Origin of the sequence: Carboxydothermus pertinax, from assembly GCF_001950255.1 — a bacterium.
Lineage (GTDB): Bacteria > Bacillota > Z-2901 > Carboxydothermales > Carboxydothermaceae > Carboxydothermus > Carboxydothermus pertinax.
The window spans coordinates 83,053-103,110 of the sequence record NZ_BDJK01000011.1; the positions used below are offsets into that span (position 1 = coordinate 83,053).

Below are 20,058 nucleotides of genomic sequence, written 5' to 3' on the forward strand. Positions count from 1 at the left end.
TTTTTCGCTGCCGGATTGGTAGGGCACTTATTTTGCCATTAAATACTCATGAATGGCTTTAGCTGCTTTTTTCCCTGCCCCCATAGCTTTAATAACTGTCGCAGCACCGGTAACAATATCGCCGCCAGCCCAAACCCCTTCCCGGGTGGTTTGCCCGTTTTCATCGGCAATAATATTGCCTTTGCGCCCCACTTCTAACCCTCTAGTGGTCCGGGGAACTAGCGGATTGGGACTTTGGCCAATAGCTACAACCACCGTATCTACTTCTATGGTAAATTCCGACCCTGGAATGGGAACAGGGGAACGGCGCCCCGATTCATCCGGTTCACCCAGTTCATATTTTAAGCATTCCATTGCTTTAACCCAACCCTTATCATCTCCAATGATGCGGGTGGGGTTGGTCAGCAACATAAACTTAACTCCTTCTTCTTCGGCGTGATGAATTTCTTCCAACCGAGCAGGCATTTCGTTTCGAGACCGCCGGTAGACGATATATACTTCTTTAGCCCCAAGCCGTAATGCCGTCCGGGCAGCATCCATAGCCACATTGCCCGCGCCTAAAACTGCCACTTTCTCTCCTACTTTAATAGGCGTATCATATTCCGGGAAGAGATAGGCTTTCATTAAATTGGTCCGGGTTAAAAACTCGTTAGCCGAGTATACTCCGTTTAAGTTTTCACCGGGAATGCCCATAAAATTCGGAAGTCCAGCGCCAGTGCCCACAAATACCGCATCATAGCCTTCTTCTTCCAGAAGTTCATCGACCGTTAAGCTTTTTCCTATAACCGCATTTGTTTTGATTTCGACGCCAAGTTTCGTTAAGTTTTCAATTTCCCGCTGAACTATCCGTTTGGGCAAACGAAACTCAGGAATGCCATACATTAAAACTCCACCGGCTACGTGTAAAGCTTCAAAGATGGTAACTTTATGCCCCAAACGGGCCAAATCAGCAGCACAGGTAAGGCCAGCAGGACCGGACCCCACCACTGCGACTTTTTTACCGGTAGGCGGTGCTACTTGAACCTCCTGCGTACCCTTGGCCAGTTCATAATCGGCAGCAAATCGTTCTAGTCGTCCAATGCCTACCGGTTCGCCTTTTTTACCTAAAACACAGCGGCCTTCGCACTGGTTTTCTTGCGGGCAAACCCTACCGCATACTGCGGGCAAGGCATTTTTTCCTTTAATTTTATTTATAGCGCTGTCGATATCGCCTGCTTTTATAAACCTTATAAAATCCGGAATATCTACTTCCACCGGACAGCCTTCCTTGCAAGCTGGCTTTTTACAGTCCAGGCAGCGTTGGGCTTCTTTTATGGCAGTTTCCAGATCATAACCTAAAGCAACTTCGTCAAAATTTTTCGCTCGGGCTACCGGATCCTGCTCGGGCATTGGATACTTTTTGGTAGGACGATCAAATGCCATCTTTAGCACCTCCCGCATCCCTCTTCAAACTTTAAGAGGGCTCTCTTTTCTTCATCTTGATAAATTTTCGCCCGCCGCATTTGTTCATCAAAATCCACAAGATGACCATCAAAATCGGGACCATCAACACAGACAAACTTGGTTTGTCCCCCCACCGAGACCCGACAGGCACCGCACATGCCAGTTCCGTCCACCATGATCGAGTTTAAACTGACAATTGTTTTTATTTGATAAGGCCGGGTAACCTCAGCTACCGCTTTCATCATCGGAAGAGGTCCAATAGCCACCACCAGGTTAATGGTCTTGCCCCGGTCGATTACTTCTTTTAAAACATCAGTAACAAAGCCTTTTCGCACATAGGAACCATCGTCAGTAGTAACTAAAAGCTCATCGGTAACCGCCCGCATTTTTTCTTCCCAAAACAAATAATCTTTGGAACGAGCTCCAATAATTCCAATAACTTCATTACCCGCTTCTTTTAAAGCCCGGGTAATAGGATAAATGGGAGCAATACCAACTCCACCGCCAATACACACTACCCGGCCGTACTTTTCAATATGGGAAGGAATACCTAGCGGTCCTACAAAGTCACTTACTGCATCCCCCTCACCAAGGAGCCCTAGCTGTTTAGTGGTTTTTCCTACTTCCTGAAAAATTATAGTTACCAGTCCCTTTTCCCGGTCAAAATCAGCAATTGTGAGCGGTATCCTTTCGCCTTTTTCATCAATTTTTAAAATGATAAACTGCCCGGCCTGGGCTTTTCTTGCCACCATCGGCGCCTCAATATCAAAAAGCTTTATAGATGGTGCCAAGTCTTCTCTTTTTAGGATCTTATACACTAAGCCGACCTCCTTTGAGTTTTATGAATATTATAGTTATTTCATAATTTTACTAATATTCTTCATTAAACTAAAAAATCCTTCTAATCCGAGAAATTTCCGCAACACCAACCGCATTGTCCGTTGTGTAAAAAGCTTTTGCAAAAAAAAGCTCTACGTTTACTTTTCTTTTTCTTAATCTTTCCTCCAAAGATTTTTTTATGTAATTATTAGCCATTACCCCTCCCATTAAAACCACAGGAAGATTTTCCTGGTGATAATACTCTATAATTTTAAATAACGTGCGCGCAATAACATCTTCCACCGCCCGAGCAATTTCATAAGGTGGGACTTCTTGAAGCTTTCGTTTAAGATAAGTTTCTGCTCCGGAAAAGTGCCAGTTGCCTTTAATAAACGTTGTCGGCACAGTAAGTTCCCCTTTTGCTCTTTGGGCTAGCTCCTCTAAAGATTTCCCCGCGGGAAAGGGTAGACCCAGTAAAACTCCAATCCGGTCTACCAGCTGGCCCGCCGAGATATCAAGAGTTTTTCCTAAAAGTTCAATATTATAACCGGCTTGGTTTTTTTCTACTTTTACCACCTCGCTGGTACCACCGGAAAAATGAACTGCCAAAAACTTATCGAAGTCCTGATCCAAAGACCATAAAGCTGCCGCCAAATGTCCCTCCTGGTGCGATGTTTTTGTTAAGGGTAATTTTAAGGCTAAGGAAAGGGTATGGGCAACTACTTCGCCCGCTAAAAAGGATGGCATATACGATTCCTCTAGCGGTCGTGGTTTAATTGCTACTCCTATCCCCTGGATATCTTTCCGATTAATTTGGGACAATCCCTCTTTCACCATCCGGTTTAAGTGCCGAAGATGCAAAAATACCACATCCCGCTGTCTTAAACCAACTTCTCCTAGCGGCACTGGCAAAATTTCCCTTAAATCAAAAATTAAACGCCCCTTACCATCAAGAGCGGCAAAGGACGTAGTGTAATTACTGGTATCAAATCCCAAAAAAATTGGCTCCATTAATTTTCCTCCCTAAACTCCCCTAAATGCTCCGCAACATACCCTAAAATACCATTTATAAATTTAGGCGATTCTTTTTCACCGTATATTTTTGCCAATTCCACCGCTTCATCAATGGAAACAGGGATATCGATATCCGGTCGGTAGAGCATTTCATACAAGGCCAGGCGTAAGATAGTCTTATCTACCCGCGCCAGCCGGTTAAACTCCCAGCCAATCGCCCGCTTACGAATAATATCATCAAGTTTTTCTCTTTTCTCAATAACCCCTAACACCAGTTCCCGGGAGAAATCTACTAACCTTTCCGGAGGTATATGACCTTCAGCAATTTTCTCGGCCCATAAACTTTCTAGAGTGTCAACCGTCTTTTCCGGAGTAAAATCCAGTCCAAATAACGCCTTAAATGCCATTTCCCTTGCCGTATGCCGATTCACAATGGTCCTCCCTTTTACCGCTCTTTGAAAATTTTCTCCCAAATACTGCTAAAGTCTTGTTCCTCATCCAGTCGCTTACCTATTAAATAGCCTAATCCCAGGCAAAAAGCTAAAAATAATGCTTTAAAAAAGCCAAAAGCAATGGCAAAAAAGCCAAAGCCACCTCCTAAAACTATTCCTAATATTTTACCCCGATTTTTCATAAAGAACCCTTGCCACTCATCCATCGAAGCCTCACTCCTATTCTACCCTGGGCCTTATTTCCTGGGCTATATCCTCAACTTTAATTTTAATGTTCAAAAGCTTAATCCCCAAACTCTCCTGTATGTAACTATCAATTTCTTCCTGTAACCTCTTTGAAATCTCTGGAATATTTAAATCTGGAAGTACCCGTACCAAAACTTGTACTCCTAAACCCTGGGGATACGCCTCCAAGATCGGCCGGACTTCTTTTACCCCAGGGATTTTTCCCGCTACCCTTTTTATTAAGGCCGAAATTGTATCAAAAGTAACATTAATTTGACCAAGCTCTCCTTCTAAGGAGATACCCCGGTCTCTTTTCCGTTGTGCTTTTAAGCTTAAGGCAATAACCTTAAGCCCCAAAAGAATTAGCAGCAGCAAAAAGGCAAAAAGCGCGGTCCGGAACTGAACATCAAAAAACACATTTTTTAAATAGTAGATTGGCAAATGCCAACCCAAAACCGTTAGCAGAAATATAAGCAAAAGAAAAACCGTTACCAGGCCATAAAGAAATAAAATACTGCGGTCAACAAAGTTCATTTAAACCCCCCTTTGCCAATAAGATTGGCGGGTATTAACCCGCCTCTACTTAACCCTTATTTCCTCTTCCCGAGCCTCAGTGGGGGACTGAACGCCCTGGACATGAACATTAACTTCCACCACAGTAAGTCCTGTCATGCTTTCCACGGCTTTTTTTACTGCATGTTGTACCTCACTGGCTACATCAGGAATCCGTACGCCATATTCTACCACAATAAATAAGTCTATGGCAGTTTCCCGCTCACCTACTTCGACTTTAACTCCTTTGGACATTGACTTCATTCCAAGTTTTTCGGCAATACCAGCTAAAGTACCACTCATTCCTGCAACACCAGGAATTTCCGACGCAGCCAAACCAGCAATAACCGCTACTACTTCGTCACTTATTTTTATACTCCCGATTTCCGTACCTTCCTCCCTAATTAAACTATTGTTTTTCCCATCCACTTAGAAAACCTCCTCGGATTTTAATGAATCCCTTTGTTACTCCTAATTATAACAAGATGTAAACTTTTCCACAATAATCATTATTCTTCCGCTAAAATTCTCCTCTGGATAAAATTGGTATAAACTTCCCCTTTACGGAAAAAGGCATTTTCCAGTACTTTTAAATGAAAAGGAACAGTAGTTTTAATCCCTTCTAAACGCATTTCTAAAAGCGCCCGCTGCATCCTGGCAATGGCTTCTTCCCGGTTCTGTCCCCAGGTTATGACCTTGGCAATAAGCGAATCGTAATAGGGAACTACTTTATAACCGGGATAGATAAAACTATCGACCCTCACCCCATTGCCTCCTGGTGGAAGATAATTAGTTATAAGGCCAGGACTTGGCAAGAAATTTTTATCGGGATCTTCAGCATTAATGCGGCATTCAATGGCCCAACCATGGATTTTTAAATCTTTCTGGGTAAAAGATAGTTTTTCCCCTGCTGCAATTTTAATTTGCTCTTTTATCAAATCAACTCCGGTAATAAATTCCGTCACCGGATGCTCCACCTGAATCCTGGTGTTCATTTCCATAAAATAAAAGTTTTTCTCCCGGTCTACTAAAAACTCCACCGTACCGGCACTGTAATAACCAACTGCTCGGCAGGCTTTTAAAGCCGCTTCCCCCATTTTTTCCCTAAGTTCTTGATCCACAAAAGGCGAAGGAGCTTCTTCAATTAGTTTTTGGTGTCGTCGCTGGATTGAGCAGTCCCGCTCAAACAAATAAACATAATTGCCGTATTTATCCCCAAGGACTTGAATTTCAATGTGCCGGGGTTCTTCTACATATTTTTCCAAGTACACATCGGGATTACCAAAAGCATTTTGCGCTTCCGTGCGGGCCGTGACAAAAGCTTTGGCCAGATCCTCATCATTTTGAGCTATCCGCATTCCTTTACCGCCACCCCCGGCGGAAGCTTTTAACATCACCGGGTAACCGATTTCCCGGGCAGTGGCAATAGCTTCCTCAACGGTATCTATTACTTTTTTGGAACCAGGTACCACCGGTACCCCCGCTTCAATCATCGTTTGCCGGGCAGTAGCTTTATCGCCCATAAGCTCTATCGCCTGCGGCGGTGGTCCAATAAAAGTTAATCCGCTTGCCTCCACTGCTTCGGCAAAAGCAGCGTTTTCCGCCAAAAAGCCGTAGCCTGGATGAATTGCTTCAGCTCCTGTTACTAAAGCAGCGCTTATAATGGCTGGTATATTTAAATAGCTACGGTTAGATTCTTTGGGACCAATACAAATCGCCTCATCGGCAAGTTTTACGGGTAAACTTTCCCGGTCGGCTTCCGAATATACCGCTACCGTTAAAATTCCCATTTCTTTTAAAGCCCGGATAATTCGAACAGCAATTTCTCCGCGATTGGCTACAAGGACTTTTTTAAACATCAAATCATCCTTTCTAAAAAATTACCCAAAAGTCTAAAACTTTTGGGTAAATTATCATTTATACCCTTACTTTAAAAAGTGGTTGACCGTATTCTACCGCCTCACCGTTCTCCACTAAGATTTCGACAATTTCTCCGGCAATTTCACTTTCAATTTCATTCATAAGTTTCATTGCCTCAATGATGCAAAGGACATCACCAGGCTTTACTCTCTGCCCCACTTCGACAAAGGGAGGAGCGCCAGGAGCTGGAGCCCGGTAAAAAGTTCCGACCATTGGCGAGGTAATTACCGAGAAATTTTCCATGGATTTTTCTTCTGCTTTTTCAGGAACAACTTTATTTTCCGGCATCACAACAGGTGCAGGGGTTATACCATCCGTTAGCGTTTGTCCTTTTTTTATGGCAATCTTGGTACCTTCACTTTCAATTATAAGTTCAGCAATATTAGTTTCATTTAACAGTAGGATTAAATCCCTAATTTCCTTTAAATTCAAATTTTGCTCCTCCTTCCGCAGTTCTTTGTCAAGCTTATTTGTCCCTTCATTATTATTCACCACCGGAGTTAATTTTCCCTGCTCCCGCTCTTCAAAAAACTTGCGGGCAATTTGAGGAAACAGGGCATAAGACAACAGGTCTTCTTCCGACCGAGCTAGATTTTTAATCTCTTCCTTTATTTTTTCCATTTTTGGCTCTAGTAAGTCCGCTGGACGGCACTCTACCGGTTTTAAATCCCCAAGAATCAGGGCCTGAATATCAGGATCAATAGGAGCTGGTGGTCTACCGTATAAACCCTGTACATACGAACGTACTTCTCCCGGTATTAATTTATACCTTTGTCCGGTTAAAACATTTAACACTGCCTGGGTGCCCACAATTTGACTGGTAGGAGTAACCAAAGGGGGATAGCCCAGTTCAGCTCTAACCCGGGGAATCTCTTCTAACACTTCTTCCAGCCGATGTAAAGCTTTTTGTTCCTCTAACTGGCTTATTAAATTAGTAATCATCCCGCCGGGAACCTGATGCTCAAAGACCCGCATATCAGAAATGCGGGTAACCCCCCGTTCATAGCCCAGTCGTTTTCTTAAATCTTCGAAATAGCGGGCTATTTCAAAAAGTTCATGGATATTTAATTCAGTATCATAGGGAGTATCAGCCAGAGCTCTAACCACCGTTTCCACCGGTGGCTGGGAAGCACCAAAGGCTAGGGGGACACTGGCAGTATCCACCACATCTACCCCCGCTTCAATTGCTTTTAAGTAGGCTCCTACCGCTAAGCCTCCAATATAATGGCTGTGAAACTGCAGGGGAACCCCTACTTCTTTTTTTAAAACTGCCACCAGTTCATAAGCATGATATGGAGTACAAAGCCCGGCCATATCCTTTATACAGATAGAATCGGCTCCCATCTCCACCAGGCGTTTAGCGGTTTCAAGATAATGCTCCAAAGTATGAACGGGACTTATGGTATAAACTACTGCGGCCTGGACATGAGCTCCGGAAGCTTTAGCAGCTTTCATTGGTACTTCCATATTGCGAATATCGTTTAGAGCATCAAAAATTCTAATGATATCTATACCATTGTCTACAGCTTTAAAAACAAAACGCTCAACCACATCATCGGGATAATGTTGATAGCCTACCAGCGATTGTCCTCTTAAAAGCATTTGCAGCGGGGTATTTTTAACAATTTTTTTAATGGCCCTTAATCTTTCCCAGGGGTCTTCTTTTAAGTACCTAAGGCAAACATCAAAAGTAGCCCCACCCCAAACTTCCAGGGAATGATAACCCACCCGGTCAAGCTTTTCTAAAATGGGGAGCATATGTTCAGTTCTCATCCGGGTAGCCCAGAGGCTTTGATGGCCATCCCTTAAAGTAGTATCTGTAATTTTTACCTTTCTCTTCATCTCTCTCCCCCCAGTAATATAAAAAAAAGAGGTTTTGTCACCTCTTATTATCCCTTTTACCAAAGCTATTATATTAAAACTTCTAAATTCGCGAAACTCTTTATGGATAAGTATACAAGTATACTTATTTAAATATAACCAGCACTTTATTTACCGGATAGCTTAAGTTTTGGGCCACAAATTCCCTAACCTCTAGCCGGATTTTATCATCTTCAGGTTTTTTCAAGATCACTACCGCCTGGTTATCCTGCAGGTAAGCTACCACATCGGTATCATAGCGAGCTTTTAAAGTTTCCTCTAAAAAGTTTTCTTTTTCTTTAAAATCCAGGATTTTTAAAATCCTTACCTCTGCTTCTTTCCGATTTGTCCCTATTTCTTTTAAACTTTCAATTAAGTAGGAACGGTTTTTTTCCCGCATTAACCGAAATTCCCCAAGGCTTTTTGCCGTATTTAAGGTGTTATCAGTAACGTTTACCGGCTTTAAAGTAGTTGTATATTTCTGTTCCGGCCGATTAAAGATAAAAAAAACCGCTAAAGTTACTGCTAAAATTACACCCAAAGTTACTAACCATTCTTTTTTAATTACGTACACCCCCACTCCCTCCTTCCAGTACTTCAATTTTATGCGGTGGCAGGGCTAAAGCTCCGGACACCGCATTGACAATCTCTTCTTTTATTTCCGGATTTCTAGCCCCTTCTGCTACCACCACTACACCTCCCACTACCGGAGTCTCTTCGGTTAATAGTACTGGGCTTTCTTGCCCCTGACCATCTTTTATTAACACTACTTCTTTTTGGTCCGTATTTTCACTGATATTCCTGTTTATTCCTGATTTCTCCGATTCTTGAGTAGTTTTTTGCCCGGCATTGCGGTTTTGGGCATATTCTTTTGCCGAACTTCTTAATAGTTTAACCTCCACTGAAACCTCCCCTACTCCGTCAATTTTTCCCAAAATTTCCTCGAGTCTTTGGGAAATTTCTTTTTCCTGCCGGCTTATCTCCGATTCAAATACTTCCTTGGGCAAAGGTTCTGCCGGATTAGCCTTGGTTTTGGTATCTCTAGTGTCGCCCCAGGCTAGAAATACAAGCCCAATTACCGCTAAACAAAGAAAAAAAATAAGTTTCTCCCGTTCCATCCCTTTAAAAAATTCCCAAAAATTCATTGCCCCACCCCCGTTACTCTAAAGTCAATATTTTCAATACCAAAAAAAGCTTTTAACACTTCCCGGTAGCGTTCTTTTTCTCCGGCATTGAAAGGCCCCTTTATTAAAACCGTTACTTTTTCAACCCGATTATCCCCAAACTTAACCTGGACTTTTTCCACTTTCCCGCTGCTTAAATTTAATAAAGCCTTGATTTGGGCTTCCAGGCCTTTTTCCGCCTCATCCTTAGCCCTTTGATAAAGTTCCCCCGGGCGAATTACCGGCACTGCTTCTTCTTGGGGTAGAAACACCTTTAATTCCCAATTGGTGTTTAGTACCTCAAACAACGGATTAATAATTGCTAAAAGAATTAAAAGCCCAATGACCGCCCGGGTAAAATTTTTTATTTGCCCTAAAGGCAGTAATAATTCTAAAAAAGTAAACAAAAGCAGCAAAAAAATTATTTCCCGTACAAGTTTTAGCACCGTTTCCATTTCCTCACCCCTAAACGGGTTTGCCGGCAAAGATTAAAACTGCAAACAAGAAAAATAAAAATAAGCTTAAAATAGCCAGAACGCCAAAAATTAAAAGAAGGGCGTTACCCATTCCCGTTAAAGTTTTAACATAATTATCCTCCCCCAGTGGCTCCAGTACCGCTCCAGCAAACTTGTACGCTATGCCTAAAGCTAAAACTTTAATTGCCGGAGCCGTTACCACCCCAAATAAAACGACGATACCCACTGCATTTAAAGCATTTTTTAAGAGATAAACCGTTCCCGCCACTGCCTCTATCGCATCGGTTAAGACCTTCCCCACCACGGGGATGAAAGTGCCGGTAGCAAACCTTGCCGTTTTTAGTACAAAAGTATCGGCAACTCCCCCTGCGATTGTTTCCAAGGTTCCTACTCCTAGGAGAAGGCTTAACATTAACCCCACCAGGCCCATGCTTAACTGCTGGGCAAATTTTATAAGTTTATCTAAAGAAAAGCGGTCGCTTATACCGGTTGTAATTTCCAGCAAAATACTTAAATAAAGAAGGGGAAAGATAAAGTTTTGAATAATACTACCCATTACACCTATTAACCCAAGCAAGGTTGGGGAAAGGAGCGAAGAAGTAGTCACAGCCCCAGCAGCCGCAACTAACCCTAAACTTGCAGGTAATAAAGCTAAAGCTACCCCTACCATATCTTCTACCGCTTCCCGCCCTACCTTTACCGCCACGGTAAAACTTTGCAAAGCTAATAGCATGAAAGCTAGATAACAAGCAGCTTTAGAAATTTGAGCGATACTTCCCGAAGAAAAGCTGTTCTCTAACTGCCTTAAAAGAGAGAGAATTATGGCCAAAATAAAAAGCTTTAAGAGAAGTTTTAGATTTACCCGTAATTCCTGGAATATTACTTTCTCTAGATTCAGAAGAAGATCTTTTGGGGATATTTTTTTCTCCCCTCGAAAAAGGGCCAGCACTTCTTTTTTTAAGTCTACTTGTGGAGCCACTTTCTGAAGTTCTCCTTCTGCCGAATTTAATATTTTTAAAGCCTCGTCCGGAAGATTAATTTCTTGAGCTAACACTGGTATTTTACTTAAAGAAAGAAATAGCAGGGTGAAAATAATTAAGTTAATTTTTTTCATAGCTTTCATCCTATTCGGGTAAAAGTTTAAGTAGAGTTTCTAAAACCGCCATTAATATTGGTATAGCTAAGATTATAACCATAATTTTCGCTGCAAGTTCAATCTTTTGCGCAATTGCCCCCTCCCCCGCATCCCGGCAAATTTGAGCTCCAAATTCCGCAAGGTAGGAAATCCCTATTATTTTAAAGATAATTCCCAGATATAGGCTGTTTAGCCCCGCTCTTTCCCCAAGCCCGGTAAAAACCTCTACCACCGCAGCAATCTTATCCATCAAAAGCAAAAATACTACAACGCCAGTAGCAACGCTTAAAAGAACTGCAATTTCCGGTCGTTCTCTTTTCACCACTAAAGCAAGGGTAGTAGCAATAAGGCCAAGGCCTACAATAGTTCCAATTTCCATAAAATCCTCCTAAAACAGTTTAAATACGGTTTTAATTTCCGAGAACAGTTCAGCTAAAATTTGAATTACCCAAAAGAGAACTATTGACACTCCAGCCAGGGTTGCCATGTACGCCTGTTCTTCTTTTCCCGCATGTTTTAGCACCGTATGAATAACTGCCGTTAAGATGCCCACTCCGGCAATTTTAAAAATAATCTCAATACTCGCCATTTTAACCCTCCTCTAAAAAAACAGCAGAACCAGCAAAGCTCCGGTTAAAATTCCCAGATAATTTAAAAGTTTAACGTTTTTATCTGCTTCTTCCTGGCTTTCAGCTAAGATAAGTTTTAGCTGTTCAACGGTGTAGTTTAAAAGATTCTCCTGATCCTTTAAATCAGAAGTCCCAACCCTTTCGGCAAAGGTCAGGAGTACCTCCTGCTCCCGGGTAAGTAAAGCTGTTTTGGTAAAGCCTTCTAGAAAAGCTTTCTTTAGGGCAGCATTTACCGGTAAACTTGGATCTTTTATTTTAAATAATTGGGATACCGCATGATCATCGCTCTTTGCAATTAAGTTTAAAATTTCCGGCAGCGGAGTAGCCCGGTAATGCATCTCCGTTTTAAATTGCTGAAGAAGAGTTATTAATTTTTCTAGGTCTTTAACCCGCTTTAAGTAGCGGTTTCCTAAGTAAAACCCTAAAGCCCCGGTGCCGGTAAGAGTAAGGCAGGCACCTAAAAGTTTTAAATACATCTCAGCACCTCCCGGATACTGCCTTTCCCTGGGAATCTAAAACCGCTTCAATAGTCCCCGGTCCGTGATTGCGGCTTAATATTACATACCTTTCAAAAATTCCCATCTTTATAAAGGGTGAAAAACGGGGTCTTTTCTTTAAGTCGTCATAATCTTTGGCATGAGCGGTTGCAAATACCGAAACCCCCGCATTGGATGCTTCCACTAAAGCCCCGATATCTTCTTCTCTGCCAATCTCATCGGTAACAATTAATTTCGGGGCCATCGACCGGAGTAAAATTATCATCCCCTGGGCTTTCGGACAGCCGTCTAAAACATCCGCTCTTAACCCCACATCCAGCTGGGGGACACCTTTAAAGCAGGCTGCAATTTCTGAGCGCTCGTCCACAATTCCTACAGGTATGCCTTTTACCCCCAGCTCGGGACTGCCAGTCGCAAAAATTCGGGCTAAATCCCGCAGAATAGTGGTTTTACCACTCCGAGGAGGGGAAAGAATTAAGGTATTTACCGGTTCGCCGTTTTTGTCAATTAAAAAGGAAACGATTTTCTCCGCCGCCCCCTTAATTTCCCGGGCAATACGGATATTTATGCTGCTAACATTTTTTATATGCCTTATTTCTCCTCTCTCCAGTACCACCTGCCCGGTAAAACCAATCCGGTGGCCTCCTTTGATGGTTATGTACCCCTGCCTAAGCTCTTCTTCCAAGGCATAATAAGACGAACCGGTAATTAATTGAAAAATAATTTGAAAATCGTCCTCATTTAAACCAATTCCTTCCTCCTGGTCTAAGGTATACTGACCCCGGTCATTTAAAAAAACTTCTTCATCGCTAAAAACCAGGGAAATAGGCCGGTTTTTCCGAAGTCGGATCTCCTCCAGCGGTAGTTCCTGCACGCCTTCTAATATTTGCCGAAGACCTGGCGTCAAAATTTCTAAAACTTCCCGCATCCTGCTCCTCCTTCCTTTTTTTGTATATAAAATATTAGACAAGTTCTCTTTTTATGCTATATAATTTAGGTAAGAAAACTTGAGGGGGATTTTTATGGGAGAAACCCAATTTATGCAAGAAGTTTTAGCTGCGCTGAGCAGCATAAACGTACAGCTACAAAAAATAGACCAGAACCTTTTTGACTTAAACAATAAAGTTACAAATCTGGACCAGCGTTTGAAAAAAGTTGAAGAGAGACTTGAAAGAGTAGAAGAGAGGTTAGATAGAGTAGAAGAGAGGTTGGATAGAGTTGAAGAAAGGTTAGACAGGGTTGAAAACCGGCTTGAACATTTAGAGGGGGAAGTTAAAGATTTAAAAGTCAGAGTAGAAACCTTAGAAAACCGCTTTGACACACTAGAAAAAAGGGTTAGTTCTTTAGAGGAAAACCAGAAAATTATTGAAAAAAATGTACTTTACCTAACAGAAAAAATGCCAGAGCTTTTTAAAGAAGTAGCTGGTATTGCCGCAAAACAGCTGAAAATTCTTGAATACCAGGAAAAATTTGCTGAGTTCGCCCGGGCGTATTCCTTAAAAACCGATTTTTTAGCCCACCGGCTTCAGGAACTTGAAAAAGAGTTCTGGATTTTAAAAACAGGATATAAACCCCAGGTAAATTTTTAAGGCGGGACTTCTCCCGCCTTAAATTACATCATCATAATGGGGCTGTTCTTTGCTTTCGTGGTTTTCAATAAACTCACTTACCAGCACCAGGGCCCCACAGTTGGGACAGGTGATTTCATAATTGTCGTCCGCTTCTAATACTTCCCGTTCAAAATAAACTTTTTCCCCGCATTCCGGACAGGTTACGTAGGTAAACTCATCGTCCTCGTCGTCATATACTGCATCCTCTAACTCGTATAAATCATCATCCACTGTTTCCACATACTCTTCCAACCGTTCCTGGTCAGTACGCAAGATTCTTACTTCTTCCGTTAAATCAGCTAATAAGTCAATTAATTCGGCAATTATTTCCCCTTCTTTCCCTTTTTCTTTTAGATTTATTCCCTCCGCAAGCCCCTGAAGATAACTTACTCTACCAATAATATCATCCATTAAAATCCCTCCCGGAAAATAATTTCTTTTTTAGTATTCCCGGAGGAATTAATTTTATATGCGTACCAAACGCCTAAGTTAAAACCGGTTCTTCGATTTATTTGTGGTATTAAAAAAGCGCACCGTAGTGCGCTTTTAGACCCGTTTGATATACTGGCCTGAGCGGGTATCAATTTGCAGAACATCGCCTACTTCCACGAAAAATGGTACTTGGACTACATAACCGGTTTCTAAGGTGGCCGGTTTGCTGCCGCCGGAAGCAGTGTCACCCTTAATTCCCGGTGGGGTATCTACTACTTTTAATTCCACAAAATTGGGGAGCTCAACTCCAATAACCTTATCTTTAAAGAACAATACCCAAAGGTTGGTATTTTCTTTAACATAATTTATAGCATCCCCGAATTGCTCCCGGGTAAGGGGAAACTGGTCGTAAGTTTCCATGTCCATGCAGTAGAAGTTATCTCCGTCGTTATAAAGATACTGAACTTCCCGGCGGTCTACATGGGCTTTGGGTACTTTTTCCCCGGCGTTGAAAGTTTTTTCTACCACAGCACCGGTAATTAAATTTCTAAGTTTTGACCTTACAAAGGGACTTCCCTTGCCGGGCTTGACGTGCTGGAATTCTATTACCTGGTAGACGTCACCGTCTAATTCAATGGTAAGCCCGGTACGAAAATCGTTGGTGGAAATCATCGTAAAACCTCCTTGAATCTTTGTTTATAATAAATAATAAGTTAATTTTATAACACAATTAAACTTTTAGGTGAGTGGGTTAAGACCTCAAAACCGTTCTCGGTTACCAGCACCGTATCTTCAATCCGCACCCCACCTATCCCTGGCAAATATATCCCCGGTTCTACGGTAACCACCATCCCCGGTTGCAATACGGCTTTTCCTTTTGGTGAAAGCCTCGGACCTTCATGGATATTAAGTCCTACCCCGTGACCTAGACCATGGCCAAAATACTCGGCATAGCCCGCTTTAGCAATAATATCCCGAGCCACCCGGTCCACATCCACCGCAAAAGCCCCGGGTTTTAGCGCATTTAAAGCAGCTTCCTGAGCCTCTAACACTATCTCGTATATCTCTAACATTTTCGCTGGCGGTTCGCCTAGGGCGATTGTTCTCGTTATATCCGAGTGATACCCCTGGAATTTTGCGCCAAAGTCTAAGGTTATCATTTCTCCCGGGGTAATCTTTTTAGAAGTCGCAACCCCATGGGGCAATGCTCCTCTCTCACCGGAAGCCACAATAGTATCAAAAGCCAGGTCTTCTGCTCCAGCTTCCCGCATATACTTTTCCAGTTCCCAGGCCAGTTCTTTTTCAGTCATGCCAGAAGTTATTCTCTTTAAAAGATGGGAAAAGGCGTCATCGGCAATACTACAAGCTTTTTTAATAAGTTCCACTTCGTCTTTGTCTTTAACTTCTCGCAGTTCATCAACCACTTCAGAAAGGTTTTGCAACTCTATCCCGTCGGCTTTTTCGCTAAGTTCCCGGTACTCTCTAAAAGTAAGGGCATCTCCTTCAAAATGTAAGGTATTAATTCCATGGTTTTTTACAAGCAAAGCCGCATGGGTAAAAATTGTATCTTCATGCTTTTCGATAATAAACCCCGGACACTGCTTTTGCGCCTGTTCAACGTAACGAAAATCGGTAATAAAGTAATTTTTCTCCGGGGTAATTAAGACTGCGCCGGAACTTCCGGTAAATCCAGAAAGATACCGAACATTTTCCCTTTTGGTTATTAAATAAGAAGCAACGTTTTCCTGCAAAAGCCGTTTTTTAAGTTTCTCAATTCTCTTCATTTTTCTCCCGCCTTTTTATGTAATCCACTAAAGCTATAAGCCCAAGCCTATAACTATCCACCCCAAAACCAGCAACGTAGCCAATACAAGCACCAGCAGTCACCGACTTCTGTCGGAATTCTTCCCGGCAGTAAAGGTTTGAAAGGTGAACTTCAACGGCCGGTATTTTTACCGCTAAAAGGGCATCTCGTAACGCAATGCTGTAGTGAGTATAAGCCCCTGGATTTATTAAAATTCCGTCCACTTCCTGAAAATACCGGTGAATGAGGTCAATAAGTTCCCCTTCACCATTTTTTTGATAAAAAATAATTTCGGCTCCAAGGCTTATTGCTAAAGCTTCTAAAAGCTTTTTAATTTCTAGAAGACTTTGACTCCCGTATATCTCCGGCTCCCGTACTCCTAAAAGATTTAGATTTGGCCCATTTAACACTAGTATTTTCATTTTGCCACCCCAATCCTTGAAAATTGTACCATAATTTTAAATAAAAAAAAAGCCCGCTTAGTTTATTTGCCGGGCATTATTGTCTAAACGTTCACGCTTTAAATATTTGATAAATACTTCGGTAAGTTCCGGGTCAAACTGAGTACCAGCACAGCGCCGCAATTCTTCAACTGCTTCTAATAAAGTTTTACCCTTTTTATATGGTCTGTCGGTGGTCATCGCATCAAAGGAATCGGCCAGGGTTAAAATTCTTACCCCTAAAGGAATCTCTTCTCCCTTTAATCCCGCAGGATAACCTTTTCCATCATAACGTTCATGATGATGCAAAATGTATGGTAAATATTTATCATAAATTTTTAATGGCTGGATTAGCTCTACCCCAAAAACCGGATGCTGTTTTAAGAGTTGCCACTCTTCCTCGGTTAAAGGAGTCTTTTTCCTCAATACTTCCCGGGGAATTTCTAGCTTTCCAAGGTCATGGAAGAAAGCTCCCAGCTTGATCTCCTCTACCATTTCCTGAGAAAGGCCCAGTTCTAAAGCTAACATCTCGGCATATTCGGCTACCCGCTCGGTATGACCGTAGGTATATTTATCCCGGGAATTAATAATCGAAATTATGGTTTTTAAAGACACAATAATTTCTTCCTTGACTATGTTACCTTTGCGGGAAAGCTCTTCTAAAATCGAAAAATAAATTTTCGCGTTATTTTTTCCGTACTGTTTTGCCTGATATAAAGCGTCTTTGGCCCTGCTCATAAGCTCTTCCGCTGTTGTGCCATTGTCTGGATAAAGCACAATCCCAATGGAAGCGGAAATCACTCCTCTTGGAAATACTTCCTTCCCTGGAAAATCCGTTTCACTTAAAAGCTTTTGCACTTTTTCCGCAAAGATAAAAGCTTCTTCAAAATTGTAGCCCGGAACTAAAAAAGCAAACTCATCGCCTCCTAGTCTTGCTAAAAAGGAGGAGGGCGGTTTTAAAGCATTTAATTTCTCGGCAATTGTACAAAGCAACTCATCTCCAGCTTTAATGCCAAAAGCATCATTATACCGGGCAAATTCATCCAAATCGAGGATAATTAAAGAAACCTTATTTTCATACTTTTCAGCAAACTTTATGGAAGTCTCTAACTGCTCCATGAGATAACTATAGTTATATAATTTTGTAAGCGGGTCTTTAACCACCATCCCTTCCAGTTCGGCAACCGTTGCTCTTAACTTATCTTCCAGCTCGGTCATTCTTGTAATGTCGCGAGCAATTAAAAATAGCTCTCGTCCTTTGCCCGGCAGGTCATAAAATTGGACATCCACTAAAAAAGAATAGTTTTTGCCATTTAACTTAATTTTAACCGTTTCATCCATTACCGGAGCACCGGTAGCCAGGGCTTTTCTTACCGCCTCTAGTCGAACTAAAACTGCCTGGGGCAGGGTATAAAAATTTTTATTAAGGTACTTTTCCGCTTCCGGTCCAATTACTTCCCAGGCTTTTTCGTTTAAATAAAGGATATTTCCCTTATCGTCAAAAATTACCACCACATTGGGGGATTTGGCTAAAGTGTTAAAGAAATACAGATAATTTTGCCTGTATCTTTCAAGGTAAAAATGGTAGGTAAAAGCACCGGAAATTAAGAAAAACATTTCTAAAAGAGCATGAAACTTAACCCCTAAATATCCCAAGCCATAAGCGGTACCGTATACAATAAAAAGATTAAATAAAAACCACCAAACTCCACGCCAACCAAAATAGAGCGGTAATAAAAACATAGGAATTAACAAAAAAACCCATAGAGGTAGTTCATCCCCTAAAAGCGCTGGACGCCAGATAAAGGCAATAATGGTAAAAACAATATTTAAGCAAAAAACTATTTTTGCGCTACGGGGACAGTAAAAGCGGGTTTTCGGATCAATTAATAATTTTCCACTTTTTTCCTCCATAAAATAACCTCTTTTTTACTTTTTAATTATTTTATAATTTTTTCGCATAATTTGCAAGTTTTTGGCAAGTTGGAATTGTCACATGTTTTCTATCCATCTTAGTAAAAACTAATTTTTAACTGAATTTGACTCATAAATTTATAATTTTATTGTATTAAATAATAAAAGAGGGGCCTTGCCCCCCTCTTAACTGCCACTTACCGCCACTTCTTCAATTAAAAGAGTTGGGCTGCCTTTTGCCCCATAAAAACGTAAATCATCACCTGCAGCCACAAGCTTTTGAAAAAGCTCTTTTATATTTCCGGCAATGGTAATACCTCTAACCGGACGGGTAATTTCGCCGTTTTCTACTAAAAAGCCGGAAGCTCCTACGGAAAAATCTCCTGAAACAGGATTGGCCGTATGCATCCCCAAGACCTCGGTAATAAAAACCCCTCGGCTTGTTTGTTTAAATAAGCTTTCCCGGTTAAATCCACCTTTAGGAATGTAAAAATTTGTAGTCCCAAGCTCCGGTAAAGCTTTAAAGGAAGAACGAACGGCATTGCCGGTAGACCTCACTCCATCTTTGGTTGCGGTGTAGAGATTATAAAGGTAGCTTTTGACAGTGCCGTTTTCGACCAGAATTGTTTTCTGGGTAGGTACCCCTTCCCCGTCAAAAGGAGCAGTAGCCAGACCAGCTTTTAGCGTACCGTCATCAATAAGACTAAAAGCAGGACTAAACAACTTCTCCCCTAACTTTCCCTTTAAAAGGCTTTTTCCTTTTTGCACGTTTTCCGCTAAAAACGATGCCTTCAGTACTCCCAAGAGATTTATGGCCACATACGGATCCAGCAGAGCCTGGTACCGGCCGGAGGGTATCTTTCCCGCCCCCAGTTTAGCCACTGCTTTTTCAGCTGCCTCTCGGCCTAATGCCACCGGATCTATTTCCTTAAACTTGCGGGTTACTTTATAGGCAAAAGCTGTCTCCGAGCCGGCCTCATCTTCCGAGGCTAAATATATATAACTGGAAGCATAATTTCCCGAAAAACTCCCCCAAAATCCTTTGGTATTGGCTAAGTACAGTTGGTAATGGTAGTCGTCGTAAGCAGCGGTTTCTACACCCTTTATTTGGGGGCTGAAATTTAGCGCTTCCCGCTCCATAGTAAGAGCTAAGGTTACTTTTTCTTCTAAAGGAGTATTGGTAATGTTGGGGTCGGATAATTCCAACGGCTCAAAGGTAAAATTACCGGCAAGCACGTAAAAAGGGTCCGGATCGGTTAGTTTTGCTGCCGCCACCGCTTTCTGCACCGTTTCCACCACTTTTTCCGGAGTTTTCTGGGTGGTATAGGCAAAGCCCAATCGGCCATCAACAAAAACTCGAACCCCTATTCCCTCTTCCACCGCCTGCTTTACCGTTTCTACCTTTCCTTCCCGAACCTCTATTGACAACTCTTCTCCCCGGGTGAAACACACTTCCCCGGTTGCTTTTCGGGCTAAAATCTCCTGCAGCGCCAGCTCCAAAACCTCCATTAAAATACCTCCCCATGGGACGGTTCTTACAGCGAGTTATTCCTAATTAATTGTCGTAAATGCCCTTTGATAGAACCGTCCCTTATCTGTTAATATAGTTTGTAGAAAATAATTTTGCCGTAAATTTAGCAAACCTAAAATTTTCGGGAAAAGGCTTAACCGTC

Annotated in this window: 24 protein-coding genes; 1 reads left to right on the forward strand and 23 read right to left on the reverse strand. The window is 42.0% G+C overall.

Features of this window, described 5'->3' with window-relative positions; translation table 11 throughout:
• Positions 1-27: 27 nt before the first annotated feature.
• The 17 genes from gltA to spoIIIAA all read right to left on the reverse strand — a co-directional run bounded on the left by gltA (position 28) and on the right by spoIIIAA (position 13,113).
• On the reverse strand, positions 28-1,422 hold the full coding sequence (gene gltA / locus cpu_RS04490; protein ID WP_075858844.1) for an NADPH-dependent glutamate synthase: 1,395 nt from the start codon (positions 1,420-1,422) through the stop codon (positions 28-30).
• Between the two features lie 2 nt (positions 1,423-1,424).
• The gene (locus cpu_RS04495; protein WP_075858845.1) at positions 1,425-2,261 is read right to left on the reverse strand and encodes a sulfide/dihydroorotate dehydrogenase-like FAD/NAD-binding protein; all 837 of its coding nucleotides are present in this window, start codon (positions 2,259-2,261) and stop codon (positions 1,425-1,427) included.
• 70 nt (positions 2,262-2,331) lie between these two features.
• Positions 2,332-3,273 carry a Kae1-like domain-containing protein gene (locus cpu_RS04500; protein ID WP_075858846.1) on the reverse strand — a complete coding sequence of 314 codons (942 nt, stop codon included), beginning with the start codon at positions 3,271-3,273 and terminating at the stop codon, positions 2,332-2,334.
• A complete protein-coding gene (gene nusB / locus cpu_RS04505) occupies positions 3,273-3,707 on the reverse strand; it encodes a transcription antitermination factor NusB (protein ID WP_075858847.1) in 435 nt (144 codons plus the stop codon). The genes cpu_RS04500 and nusB overlap by 1 nt, the downstream gene beginning before the upstream one ends.
• A gap of 14 nt (positions 3,708-3,721) precedes the next feature.
• The gene (locus tag cpu_RS04510; RefSeq protein WP_075858848.1) at positions 3,722-3,934 is read right to left on the reverse strand and encodes a DUF2273 domain-containing protein; all 213 of its coding nucleotides are present in this window, start codon (positions 3,932-3,934) and stop codon (positions 3,722-3,724) included.
• Positions 3,935-3,947: 13 nt separating this feature from the next.
• Positions 3,948-4,487, reverse strand: a complete 540-nt coding sequence (gene amaP, locus cpu_RS04515) for an alkaline shock response membrane anchor protein AmaP (protein ID WP_075858849.1) — start codon at positions 4,485-4,487, stop codon at positions 3,948-3,950.
• Positions 4,488-4,532: 45 nt separating this feature from the next.
• Positions 4,533-4,934, reverse strand: coding sequence for an Asp23/Gls24 family envelope stress response protein (locus tag cpu_RS04520; RefSeq protein ID WP_075858850.1), 402 nt, complete (start codon positions 4,932-4,934; stop codon positions 4,533-4,535).
• An 80-nt stretch (positions 4,935-5,014) separates the two neighbouring features.
• Positions 5,015-6,364 carry an acetyl-CoA carboxylase biotin carboxylase subunit gene (gene accC, locus cpu_RS04525; RefSeq protein WP_075858851.1) on the reverse strand — a complete coding sequence of 450 codons (1,350 nt, stop codon included), beginning with the start codon at positions 6,362-6,364 and terminating at the stop codon, positions 5,015-5,017.
• A gap of 58 nt (positions 6,365-6,422) precedes the next feature.
• A complete protein-coding gene (accB, locus tag cpu_RS04530; RefSeq protein ID WP_075858852.1) occupies positions 6,423-8,267 on the reverse strand; it encodes an acetyl-CoA carboxylase biotin carboxyl carrier protein in 1,845 nt (614 codons plus the stop codon).
• A 124-nt stretch (positions 8,268-8,391) separates the two neighbouring features.
• Positions 8,392-8,859 (reverse strand): SpoIIIAH-like family protein, encoded by a 468-nt coding sequence (locus tag cpu_RS04535; RefSeq protein ID WP_075858853.1) that lies wholly within the window; start codon positions 8,857-8,859, stop codon positions 8,392-8,394.
• Entirely contained in the window at positions 8,846-9,430 is a 585-nt protein-coding gene (gene spoIIIAG / locus cpu_RS04540; protein WP_075858854.1) for a stage III sporulation protein AG, read from the reverse strand. Before spoIIIAG ends, cpu_RS04535 begins: the two co-directional genes overlap by 14 nt.
• On the reverse strand, positions 9,427-9,903 hold the full coding sequence (gene spoIIIAF, locus cpu_RS04545; protein WP_075858855.1) for a stage III sporulation protein AF: 477 nt from the start codon (positions 9,901-9,903) through the stop codon (positions 9,427-9,429). The genes spoIIIAG and spoIIIAF overlap by 4 nt, the downstream gene beginning before the upstream one ends.
• A 10-nt stretch (positions 9,904-9,913) precedes the next feature.
• Entirely contained in the window at positions 9,914-11,038 is a 1,125-nt protein-coding gene (gene spoIIIAE / locus cpu_RS04550) for a stage III sporulation protein AE (RefSeq protein ID WP_075858856.1), read from the reverse strand.
• Positions 11,039-11,048: 10 nt separating this feature from the next.
• A complete protein-coding gene (gene spoIIIAD / locus cpu_RS04555; protein WP_075858857.1) occupies positions 11,049-11,438 on the reverse strand; it encodes a stage III sporulation protein AD in 390 nt (129 codons plus the stop codon).
• 9 nt (positions 11,439-11,447) lie between these two features.
• On the reverse strand, positions 11,448-11,648 hold the full coding sequence (gene spoIIIAC / locus cpu_RS04560) for a stage III sporulation protein AC (RefSeq protein ID WP_075858858.1): 201 nt from the start codon (positions 11,646-11,648) through the stop codon (positions 11,448-11,450).
• Positions 11,649-11,660: 12 nt separating this feature from the next.
• Positions 11,661-12,164 (reverse strand): stage III sporulation protein SpoIIIAB, encoded by a 504-nt coding sequence (gene spoIIIAB, locus cpu_RS04565; protein ID WP_075858859.1) that lies wholly within the window; start codon positions 12,162-12,164, stop codon positions 11,661-11,663.
• A 1-nt stretch (position 12,165) separates the two neighbouring features.
• On the reverse strand, positions 12,166-13,113 hold the full coding sequence (gene spoIIIAA / locus cpu_RS04570; RefSeq protein WP_075858860.1) for a stage III sporulation protein AA: 948 nt from the start codon (positions 13,111-13,113) through the stop codon (positions 12,166-12,168).
• Between the two features lie 94 nt (positions 13,114-13,207).
• On the opposite strand from spoIIIAA, the gene cpu_RS04575 reads away from it, so the two are divergent.
• Positions 13,208-13,774: a hypothetical protein gene (locus cpu_RS04575; protein ID WP_075858861.1), complete on the forward strand. Its 567-nt coding sequence runs from the start codon at positions 13,208-13,210 to the stop codon at positions 13,772-13,774.
• A gap of 18 nt (positions 13,775-13,792) precedes the next feature.
• Here cpu_RS04575 and cpu_RS04580 read toward each other — a convergent pair whose 3' ends face one another.
• The 6 genes from cpu_RS04580 to cpu_RS04605 all read right to left on the reverse strand — a co-directional run bounded on the left by cpu_RS04580 (position 13,793) and on the right by cpu_RS04605 (position 19,894).
• On the reverse strand, positions 13,793-14,206 hold the full coding sequence (locus cpu_RS04580) for a CD1247 N-terminal domain-containing protein (protein ID WP_075858862.1): 414 nt from the start codon (positions 14,204-14,206) through the stop codon (positions 13,793-13,795).
• A 135-nt stretch (positions 14,207-14,341) separates the two neighbouring features.
• Entirely contained in the window at positions 14,342-14,899 is a 558-nt protein-coding gene (gene efp, locus cpu_RS04585) for an elongation factor P (protein ID WP_075858863.1), read from the reverse strand.
• Between the two features lie 47 nt (positions 14,900-14,946).
• On the reverse strand, positions 14,947-16,011 hold the full coding sequence (locus cpu_RS04590; protein ID WP_075858864.1) for a M24 family metallopeptidase: 1,065 nt from the start codon (positions 16,009-16,011) through the stop codon (positions 14,947-14,949).
• Positions 15,998-16,453 (reverse strand): type II 3-dehydroquinate dehydratase, encoded by a 456-nt coding sequence (aroQ, locus tag cpu_RS04595; RefSeq protein ID WP_075858865.1) that lies wholly within the window; start codon positions 16,451-16,453, stop codon positions 15,998-16,000. Before aroQ ends, cpu_RS04590 begins: the two co-directional genes overlap by 14 nt.
• A 57-nt stretch (positions 16,454-16,510) precedes the next feature.
• Positions 16,511-18,385, reverse strand: coding sequence for an HD domain-containing phosphohydrolase (locus cpu_RS04600; protein ID WP_075858866.1), 1,875 nt, complete (start codon positions 18,383-18,385; stop codon positions 16,511-16,513).
• A 186-nt stretch (positions 18,386-18,571) separates the two neighbouring features.
• The gene (locus tag cpu_RS04605; protein WP_075858867.1) at positions 18,572-19,894 is read right to left on the reverse strand and encodes a TldD/PmbA family protein; all 1,323 of its coding nucleotides are present in this window, start codon (positions 19,892-19,894) and stop codon (positions 18,572-18,574) included.
• Positions 19,895-20,058: the final 164 nt, after the last annotated feature.

Excerpts from the sequence above, each read along its gene's own strand:
- gltA (WP_075858844.1), bottom strand. The coding sequence starts at position 1,422 with ATGGCATTTGATCGTCCTACCAAAAAGTATCCAATGCCCGAGCAGGAT.
- cpu_RS04500 (WP_075858846.1), bottom strand. The coding sequence starts at position 3,273 with ATGGAGCCAATTTTTTTGGGATTTGATACCAGTAATTACACTACGTCC.
- cpu_RS04510 (WP_075858848.1), bottom strand. The coding sequence starts at position 3,934 with ATGGATGAGTGGCAAGGGTTCTTTATGAAAAATCGGGGTAAAATATTA.
- amaP (WP_075858849.1), bottom strand. The coding sequence starts at position 4,487 with ATGAACTTTGTTGACCGCAGTATTTTATTTCTTTATGGCCTGGTAACG.
- accC (WP_075858851.1), bottom strand. The coding sequence starts at position 6,364 with ATGTTTAAAAAAGTCCTTGTAGCCAATCGCGGAGAAATTGCTGTTCGA.
- accB (WP_075858852.1), bottom strand. The coding sequence starts at position 8,267 with ATGAAGAGAAAGGTAAAAATTACAGATACTACTTTAAGGGATGGCCAT.
- spoIIIAG (WP_075858854.1), bottom strand. The coding sequence starts at position 9,430 with ATGAATTTTTGGGAATTTTTTAAAGGGATGGAACGGGAGAAACTTATT.
- spoIIIAF (WP_075858855.1), bottom strand. The coding sequence starts at position 9,903 with ATGGAAACGGTGCTAAAACTTGTACGGGAAATAATTTTTTTGCTGCTT.
- spoIIIAE (WP_075858856.1), bottom strand. The coding sequence starts at position 11,038 with ATGAAAAAAATTAACTTAATTATTTTCACCCTGCTATTTCTTTCTTTA.
- spoIIIAD (WP_075858857.1), bottom strand. The coding sequence starts at position 11,438 with ATGGAAATTGGAACTATTGTAGGCCTTGGCCTTATTGCTACTACCCTT.
- spoIIIAC (WP_075858858.1), bottom strand. The coding sequence starts at position 11,648 with ATGGCGAGTATTGAGATTATTTTTAAAATTGCCGGAGTGGGCATCTTA.
- spoIIIAB (WP_075858859.1), bottom strand. The coding sequence starts at position 12,164 with ATGTATTTAAAACTTTTAGGTGCCTGCCTTACTCTTACCGGCACCGGG.
- spoIIIAA (WP_075858860.1), bottom strand. The coding sequence starts at position 13,113 with ATGCGGGAAGTTTTAGAAATTTTGACGCCAGGTCTTCGGCAAATATTA.
- cpu_RS04575 (WP_075858861.1), top strand. The coding sequence starts at position 13,208 with ATGGGAGAAACCCAATTTATGCAAGAAGTTTTAGCTGCGCTGAGCAGC.
- cpu_RS04580 (WP_075858862.1), bottom strand. The coding sequence starts at position 14,206 with ATGGATGATATTATTGGTAGAGTAAGTTATCTTCAGGGGCTTGCGGAG.
- efp (WP_075858863.1), bottom strand. The coding sequence starts at position 14,899 with ATGATTTCCACCAACGATTTTCGTACCGGGCTTACCATTGAATTAGAC.
- cpu_RS04590 (WP_075858864.1), bottom strand. The coding sequence starts at position 16,011 with ATGAAGAGAATTGAGAAACTTAAAAAACGGCTTTTGCAGGAAAACGTT.
- aroQ (WP_075858865.1), bottom strand. The coding sequence starts at position 16,453 with ATGAAAATACTAGTGTTAAATGGGCCAAATCTAAATCTTTTAGGAGTA.
- cpu_RS04600 (WP_075858866.1), bottom strand. The coding sequence starts at position 18,385 with ATGGAGGAAAAAAGTGGAAAATTATTAATTGATCCGAAAACCCGCTTT.
- cpu_RS04605 (WP_075858867.1), bottom strand. The coding sequence starts at position 19,894 with ATGGAGGTTTTGGAGCTGGCGCTGCAGGAGATTTTAGCCCGAAAAGCA.